This is a genomic window from Acinetobacter sp. Gutcm_16 (genome assembly GCF_028649355.1).
GTDB classification, from domain to species: Bacteria; Pseudomonadota; Gammaproteobacteria; order Pseudomonadales; family Moraxellaceae; genus Acinetobacter; species Acinetobacter johnsonii.
The window spans coordinates 190,893-199,590 of record NZ_JAQSUV010000036.1 but is presented as its reverse complement, the minus strand read 5'-3'; the positions used below and the strand labels follow the sequence as shown (position 1 = coordinate 199,590).

The window sequence follows — 8,698 nt, the reverse complement described above, 5'->3', positions numbered from 1 at the left end:
AGCAACGGATTGAAAATCCGTGTGTCCCCAGTTCGATCCTGGGTCTCGCCACCATATTCAAAATCTTATTTAAAGATTTCAATCCCTGATCCCATCAGGGATTTTTTTTGCCTGAAATTTATTCGATCAAATAAAAAAGTGATGATTTTTATTGACTATTCATCCGAGATACGGCTTAATACACGGCATCGGCGTGATAGCTCAGTAGGTAGAGCAACGGATTGAAAATCCGTGTGTCCCCAGTTCGATCCTGGGTCTCGCCACCATATTCAAAAAAGTCTCAAACAATGTTTGGGGCTTTTTTTTGTCTCATGAAAAGTAGGATTGTATAAGATGTTGGACAACATCATGCTTTGGCTCTTGGAGAATGTGCTAATTTTGAGTCAAAAATAAGACTGAGGATGGCTTATGAAAGACCGCTTTTCATCGGGAAGTCAGCTTTATCAACTCGCACGTCCGAGTTATCCAGCGAGTTTGATTCAAGAAATACTCAAGCATGTAGTAACTCCTCAATTTGCGTGGGACTGTGGTGCAGGATCGGGGCAATTAACTCAATTGTTGGCGCCGCATTTTGATGCCGTGGTGGCGACAGATATCAGTGTGCATCAGTTACAACATGCACCTTATTTTGAAAATGTTAGTTATCAAGTTCAGTCTGCAGAGCACACCAGTTTTGCCGAGCAGAGTTTTGATTTAATCACGGTGGCTCAAGCCATTCATTGGTTTAACTTTGATAGCTTTTATGCAGAAGTGCGGCGGACTTTACGACCTGAAGGCATTTTGGCGGTCATTGGCTATGGTTTAATTCAGCTGCAGCAACCTGAGTTACAGGGTTGTATTGAGCGACTTTATTTTAAGACTTTGAAAGGCTATTGGGATGCCGAACGTCGTTATATCGACGAGGCCTATCAAACCATTCCTTTTCCCTTTGAGGAAATAGCGACGCCTGAATTGTCGATGTCGTTTCAATGGTCTGCTGCTCAATTGTTGGATTATTTAAATACATGGTCTGCACTGAAACATTATCGAGCGAAAAATTCAGATGACCCCTTATATGAGTTCAAAGCATTCTTTGCCGTTGATGATTATGCGAACCAAGTCTTTGCGCTTAAATTTCCAATTTTTTTAAGATTGGGCCGTCTACCTGTATCGGCGCATTGAGTGTCTAAGCTTAATCGGCAATCAGACGTTTACCGAAGCACACGACTTCGATTTCCTCATAACCCAGTTGCTCATAGAAGCTTTGCACGTCGATGTTTTCTTTACGTACAAGCAGTTGTAGTTTGGGACAGCCTAACGCAATCAGGCGCTTCTCTAGTTGCTGTATAAGTGCGGTTGCGACCCCATTGCGTTGAAAGTGCGGATGTACTGCCAAATAATTAATCCAGCCGCGATGGCCATCATAACCACCCATCAATGTGGCGATGAGTTGTTCATCTTTAACCGCTAATAAAAATAAACCATCTTTTTGTGCGGTTTTTCTAAAAATATCAATTTCAGGGTTGTTCCAAGGGCGAGTGAGGTCGCATACCTCCCAAAGTGCAATGACGTCTTCTAAATCTGTTTCGAGATAGGGGCGAATAATGAACATGAGCTTGGCATTTTTATTTTTTGGATGCCTTTAGATTAATTGAGTTTTTTTATTTTGATAAGTGTTTTATTGCACTTTTCATCAGACATAAAAAAAACGCCCAAGAGGGCGCTTTTTTTAAACTTTAAATTAAGCAGATTTTGCTTCTGCTTGAACAGGAAGCATGTGGCCTGTTTCTTCAAAGTTAGAATGCCAAGACAACGCTTCACGTAGAAGGTGAGGTGTATGACCACCTTTTGCACATGAACGATCGAAGTAGTCGTTTAATGCATCACGATACAGTGGGTGTGCACAGTTGTCGATAATCGCACGAGCACGTTCACGCGGTGCTAAACCACGCAGGTCAGCCAAACCTTGTTCAGTCACTAGAATGTCAACATCGTGTTCAGCATGGTCGATGTGCGATGCAAACGGTACGATTGAAGAGATGTCGCCACCTTTCGCAATTGATTTGGTTACGAAGATCGCCAAGTGTGCATTACGTGCGAAGTCACCTGAACCACCGATACCATTCATCATTTTCGTACCGCAAACGTGAGTTGAGTTTACGTTACCGTAAATATCAAATTCAAGCGCAGTATTGATGCCGATAATACCTAAACGACGAACCAATTCAGGGTGATTCGAAATTTCTTGCGGACGTAAAACCAATTTATCTTTGTACGCTTCAAGGTTATTAAATACTTTCTCGCCGTATTTTGCAGAAAGGGTAATTGATGAACCTGAAGCAAACTTCATTTTACCTGCATCGATCAATTCGAAAGTACAGTCTTGCAACACTTCTGAGTACATCACGAGGTCTTCGAAGTTCGAATCTTTAAGGCCTGTGAGTACAGCATTGGCAATTGAGCCAATCCCTGCTTGTAATGGGCCTAAGTTTTTCGGTAGACGCTCTTCAGCTACTTCTTTTTCAAAGAATGCGATTAAGTGATCTGCAATGCCTTGAGTTTCATCATCTGGCGCTGTCACAGTTGATGGAGAGTCGTGCAAGTCGTTGTTGATGACGATACCGACGATTTTTGCAGGATCGATATTGATCGCGTGCGTACCAATACGCTCATCCACTTGAGTCAATGGAATCGGTTGACGTGTCGGACGGTAAGTTGGGATGTAAATATCGTGTAAGCCTTCAAATGCAGGGCTTAAGTTGGTGTTGATTTCAACAATCACTTTTTCTGCGAAAATTGCAAAACTTGCAGAGTTACCTACCGACGTTGTTGGAATGATGCCGCCATCTTCAGTAATCGCAACTGCTTCAATGATCGCTACATCTGGCTTTTTCAACTGAAGGTTACGCATTTGCTCAACAGTTTCAGATAAGTGTTGGTCAATGAACATCACTTCGCCATTGTTGATAGCTTTACGTAAAGTGTTGTCCACTTGGAACGGTAAACGACGTGCCAATACACCCGCTTCAGTCAATTGCTTGTCTAGGTCATTACCTAAAGAAGCACCAGTAATTAATGTGATTTTTAAAGGATTTGTGTGTGCACGTTTAACCAATGCCAAAGGTACAGCTTTCGCTTCGCCAGCACGAGTGAAGCCACTCATACCTACAGTCATGCCATCTTCAATAAAAGCAGACGCTTCTTCTGCACTGATGACTTTATCGTGAAGTGAAGCTAAACGGATACGATCTAAAGACATGGTTTACTCTCGTTAATATTCTGGATCTGGCACCGATTGTACCGATCAAGAACGACATTGTGCATACCTGTTAGGCTAAGGTCTAATTTTTTGAAAAAATGTGGGTATAAGGGATTCTGATGATTTATAAGTGTTTGAAATATATTTGGTAAAATTAAATTGTTGAATAGTTGAACAAAATCGTTTGATCAACTATTGTACAAAGTTTAGAAATGCTCAACCAAGGTTTGCTTTAATTTTTCGAGTGGGTTGCTGCTGGAAATTTCAACATCTTGATTGTGATGAAGAGGCAGCGAAATAATTGCTTCAAGTCCGCCTTGTTCCCGATTATGAATGCTGAGTTGACCTTGGTGAATGTCAACAATGCGCTTTACAATGGCGAGACCTAAACCACTGCCTTGAACTGTTCTGGCTTCATTCCCACGAACAAAAGGTTGCATGAGTTCTTCAATTTGATCATCAGGAATACCTTCACCATGGTCTGCTACGCTAATTAAAATATGTTCATTTTCCACTGTTGCGGAAAGTTCAATCGGCTCAGCACCGTAGCGTTTTGAATTATTAATCAAGTTACCAATCAGGCGTTTAAGAGACAGACTCCGTGCCTGAATAATCGGTAATTCAGCAGGCTCAAAACGAATATCCAACGGTTTGAATTGCACCACCAATTCTTGTAACAGCATATTTAAATCGGTGTCTTGGATTTCCTCATCCGAACCATCACGCATATAGGAAATGAACTGATTTAAGATCGCGTCCATATCTTCAACGTCATAAATCAGTCCTTCTTTTAAAAAATCATCATCGGGCATCATTTCTGCACTGAGTCGAATACGGGTCAGTGGGGTGCGTAAGTCATGTGAAATCCCCGCCAACATAATCCGGCGGTCACGTTCAGTCTGATCTAGGGTGTAGATCATGTGATTAAACGCTTGGTTGACCTCACGAATTTCTTGGGGGCCGTGATTGGTCTCTAAATACGGCGCTGTGCCTGTTTTACTATAACTGTTGGCAGCATTTTGCAGACGACGCAGCGGGCGATTGAGCTGACGAACCAAGGTTAAAATAATGGCTGCTGCAATAAGGGGTACGCCAAGCAGCCAACCGAAAATTAACTCAGGGCTGTAGTTGGCATAGGTTTTCAGTGGTTCCCGTACCCAGTTGCCGTTCATTTCAGGCGTTTGAATCCAAATGCGCGGGCTAGGTTTAAATTGGAAATATACTGTGGCATGTTCGACTTTTAATTCTTTGGCCAGCTTAGCTTCAATTTGATTGGTAAAGAACTCGGCAATCACCTTATCTTTAACATTGGGATATTCTTTGGGATCGGTGACGTATTCAATCCCGACGCGGCTTCTTAGCCAGTCATCGACATCGACTTCAGTATTTTGATGATAAATCCGTAAATCGGGGTTGTTGAGAATTTCTATTTCAACAGCAAGATAACGAGCATGTTGTTGAATTTCTGGAAGATATAAGGTGCGCCAAAAGAACCACAAAGACATAAATAAACTGAAAAATACAATGAAGAGTACCAGTACGGTGGTGCGCATGGCAGCAGAACGCGGCTTGATTTTATCTAAAAAGCGTTCCCAATGCGTGCGTTTCCGTTCTGAATACGCTTCGTAATCTGTAAATTTTTGAGGGTCGATGGGTTCGAGTTTCACGTGATTTCCTGTTTCTATGTAAGAGACATAGTTCAATGGTGACAGGTATGCGATACGCGAAAAGTCATCTGCAATTGTTCGAGGCAGGAGGTCTGGGTGTTATAAAGTTTCTGCGAGCATGATGTTGAAATGCAGAAATATGCCGAGTTTTGCAGATGACAATGGTTTTGCTTACTTTTGTCGAAACAAAAGTAAGGCGAACCGCAGGTTAATCGATAAAGTTGAGCTTAATTTTAGGACTCCGTCGTGCTGATTATTGCTACTCAGCTTAAAAAGACCGAAGCCGTATTTTTTAGTTTTGAATTATTCCGCGCCATCTGGAACGAACACATAACCCACACCCCAAACCGTTTGGATATAACGTGCACGAGCAGGGTTTTCTTCTACAAGACGACGTAGGCGCGATACCTGAACATCAATCGAACGTTCCATTGCACCCCATTCACGGCCACGCGCAAGGTTCATCAATTTGTCGCGAGTCAAAGGCTCACGTGGATGTTGTACCAAGGCTTTCAGTACCGCAAACTCACCTGTAGTTAGGGTTACGACTTGACCTTCACGCGTTAGGGTACGTGTTGATAAATCAAGTGACCATGGCCCAAAGCTGACCACTTCCATTTGTTGGCTTGGTGCACCTGGAACTTCACGGACTTGGCGGCGCAGTACGGCGCGAATACGTGCTAACAACTCATTTGGATTAAATGGTTTCGGTAAATAGTCATCTGCACCCGCTTCTAGACCTGCAATACGGTCTGAGTCACTGCCACGTGCAGTGAGCATAATAATAGGCGTATCTATATTGGATTGACGTAGACGACGGCAGATACTTAAGCCATCTTCAACAGGAAGCATGAAGTCGAGCACAATCAGTGAAAACAGTTCGCGCTGTAATAGACGATCCATTTGGGTTGCGTCATGCGCTGTTTTCACTACAAAGCCTTTATCTTCTAAAAAGCGTTGGAGTAGCGTACGTAAACGCACATCGTCATCTACCACTAAAATGCGTTCAACGCGATCTGCATCGCTATGTACAGCATCTGTTTTTTCAGCAGGTACAACTAAACTCATTGAAGTGCTCCTTTATTCTTTATTGTCATCGTAAACAAAAGCCGGGACAGTCTTGAGTATACGACTCATTTGTATGTCTTTACTATGCTCTAAAGCAACAAATATTGCAGGTAAAATCAAGACATAGATACCAAATGTATACATCTTAGCCCATAGAAAAAAATGGCAAAGAATACCTAAAAATAAGATTTAACACTGAAAATAAGATGGATTTATGAAATTTGCCTGAAATATGTCACATTTAAGCCATTAAATTAATAAAAACAGTTGTGGATTTTATAGTCTTGGTCTTTATAATCATGGCTTTTAGTACATATCCTTGTGGGATCACATACGATGACTGACTTAGTTCAGCAGTTGGCAAAAGAAATTGCCGTACGTCCAAATCAAATCGAGGCTGCCATCAAGTTGATTGATGAAGGTGCTAGCGTTCCATTTATTGCGCGTTACCGTAAAGAAGTCACGCAAGGCTTAGATGATGCGCAGTTACGTCAGCTCGATACACGTTTGGCTTATTTACGTGACTTATTTGAACGTCGCGACAAGGTAATTGAATCATTAAAAGAACAAGACAAATTGTCTGATGATTTATTGGCACGTGTAAATGCTGCTGAAACTAAAAATGCCTTAGAAGAAATTTACGCACCGTACCGTCCAAAACGGACCAGTAAATCATTTAAAGCCAAAGAAGCAGGCTTAGGCCCGATTGCAGTGAAAATCTTTGCAGAAGCGGTTGATCCAGCTGAAGCATTGGCAGGCTTTAGCCATGAAGATTATCCAGATCTAGAAAGTCAGTTGGATGCGATTCAACATATTCTAATTGATGACTGGGCGCAGAACATTGCACTGACCACTGAACTCAAGGCAACGTTTGCAAAAACAGCCACTTTAAAAAGTTTAGTGGCAAGTGATGAGAAAAAAGAAGTTGGCAAAAAATTCCGCGATTACTTCGACTTTTCTGAAAATTTAAATAAAGTCCCGTCACACCGTTTATTGGCTATGTTACGTGGCCGTCAAGAAAACGTTTTAGGTTTAAAAGTTGATGGCGAAGATGATGCACCATTGGTGCGTATTGAAAATGAATACAGCCTTGAAACTGCACAGCCGCAAGCACGTCAAGACTATTTAAAACAAACAGCTAAATTGTTCTGGTTAGGCAAGGTTCGTCCAAGTATCGAACATTCGTTGCTCACCGAAAAACGTCTTGCAGCTGAATCTGAAGCAATGGATGTTTTTGCTGAAAACTTACGTCATTTGCTGTTGTCTGCACCCGCGGGCGCACGTACAACCTTAGGGGTGGACCCTGGTATCCGTACAGGGGTGAAATTGGCTGTGGTGAATGCATCGGGTGATGTACTTGCACATAGCACGATTTATCCATTTGCACCCAAAGATGATAAAGCGGGTTCAATTGCAGAACTTGCCCGTTTATGCCGTGAGTTTAATGTTGACCTGATTGCCATTGGCAATGGCACAGCAAGCCGTGAAACAGAAAGCGTTGTGGCTGAAATGATGGCTGCAAACAGCGATTTAAAACTAACACGTGTTTCTGTATCAGAAGCGGGTGCATCGGTTTATTCAGCGTCTGAATTGGCATCTGCGGAGTTACCAGAGTTAGATGTGTCGATTCGTGGTGCAGTGTCGATTGCACGTCGTTTACAAGACCCATTGGCTGAACTGGTGAAAATCGATCCAAAATCGATTGGTGTAGGTCAGTACCAACATGATGTGAACCAAACTGGTTTAGCGAAAACCCTTGAAGCAGTCGTTGAAGACTGCGTGAACTCGGTAGGTGTGGATGTTAATACTGCATCATCTGCTATCTTGGGTTATATCGCAGGTTTGAATAAGTCGATTGCACAGCAAATTGTCGATTTTCGTAAAGAAAATGGCCGTTTCGACAACCGCCAAGATTTGAAAAAAGTACCGCGGTTAGGCGAGCGTACTTTTGAACAAGCGGCAGGTTTCTTACGTATTCAAGATGGTTCAGAGCCACTGGATGCTTCTGCTGTTCACCCAGAGTCTTATGCGCTGGTGGGTAAAATTGTTGAAGCGAAAGCGACGACGGTGAAAGATATCATTGGTAACTCTGAAATCATTCGCCAAGTGAATGCTGAAGAATTTGCAGATGAGAAATTTGGTTTACCAACCATTCAAGATGTACTGTCTGAACTGGAAAAACCAGGTCGTGATCCGCGTCCAGAGTTCCGTACAGCAAAATTCCGTGAAGACATTACGGAAGTTGCGCAACTGACTGAAGGCATGCAGCTTGAAGGCGTCGTGACCAATGTGACGAACTTCGGTGCTTTTGTGGATGTGGGTGTACACCAAGATGGTTTAGTCCATATTTCAGAATTGGCCAATGAATTCGTTGCAGATCCGCATAAAGTGGTAAAGCCGGGGCAAATTGTGCAAGTACGTGTACTCACTGTAGATGCTGAGCGTAATCGTGTGAATTTGTCGATGCGCCCTGAAGGTGCTGAAGCGCCTAAAGCTCCGCGTCAACCACGTCGTGAAAATACAGAGCGTAGTGAACGTAAACCACAAGGTAAACGTCCACAACAAGCACGTTTGCAAGGCGAGCGTGCTCAAACAAACAAGAAGCCGCAAACGGCTAAACCTCAAGAAAATAAAATTGGTGGTTTAGGTGCATTGTTACTTCAAGCAGGGATTAAAGGTTCGAAATAATCTTTAAGATTTGAATAAAAAAACCTCCCAAGTGGGA

6 protein-coding genes and 1 tRNA gene are annotated in these 8,698 nt (G+C 42.6%); 3 read left to right on the top strand and 4 right to left on the bottom strand.

The annotated features are described in order from the left end of the window. Positions 1 to 190: 190 nt before the first annotated feature. Both PTT44_RS14545 and PTT44_RS14540 read left to right on the top strand, forming a co-directional pair. Positions 191 to 266, top strand: a tRNA-Phe gene (locus tag PTT44_RS14545). Positions 267 to 408: 142 nt separating this feature from the next. Next, positions 409 to 1,161: a class I SAM-dependent methyltransferase gene (locus PTT44_RS14540; protein WP_168158684.1), complete on the top strand. Its 753-nt coding sequence runs from the start codon at positions 409 to 411 to the stop codon at positions 1,159 to 1,161. A gap of 10 nt (positions 1,162 to 1,171) precedes the next feature. On the opposite strand, the gene PTT44_RS14535 is transcribed toward PTT44_RS14540, so the two are convergent. From PTT44_RS14535 to ompR, 4 genes are all read right to left on the bottom strand, one after another. Next, positions 1,172 to 1,591, bottom strand: a complete 420-nt coding sequence (locus PTT44_RS14535) for a GNAT family acetyltransferase (RefSeq protein ID WP_004691549.1) — start codon at positions 1,589 to 1,591, stop codon at positions 1,172 to 1,174. A 129-nt stretch (positions 1,592 to 1,720) separates the two neighbouring features. Continuing rightward, entirely contained in the window at positions 1,721 to 3,238 is a 1,518-nt protein-coding gene (locus PTT44_RS14530) for an acetyl-CoA hydrolase/transferase family protein (protein ID WP_004978127.1), read from the bottom strand. Between the two features lie 206 nt (positions 3,239 to 3,444). Then, on the bottom strand, positions 3,445 to 4,905 hold the full coding sequence (locus PTT44_RS14525; protein WP_168158683.1) for an ATP-binding protein: 1,461 nt from the start codon (positions 4,903 to 4,905) through the stop codon (positions 3,445 to 3,447). Positions 4,906 to 5,208: 303 nt separating this feature from the next. Next, positions 5,209 to 5,973: an osmolarity response regulator transcription factor OmpR gene (gene ompR, locus PTT44_RS14520; protein ID WP_004691545.1), complete on the bottom strand. Its 765-nt coding sequence runs from the start codon at positions 5,971 to 5,973 to the stop codon at positions 5,209 to 5,211. Positions 5,974 to 6,309: 336 nt separating this feature from the next. On the opposite strand from ompR, the gene PTT44_RS14515 reads away from it, so the two are divergent. Further along, a complete protein-coding gene (locus tag PTT44_RS14515; RefSeq protein WP_168158682.1) occupies positions 6,310 to 8,661 on the top strand; it encodes a Tex family protein in 2,352 nt (783 codons plus the stop codon). Positions 8,662 to 8,698: the final 37 nt, after the last annotated feature.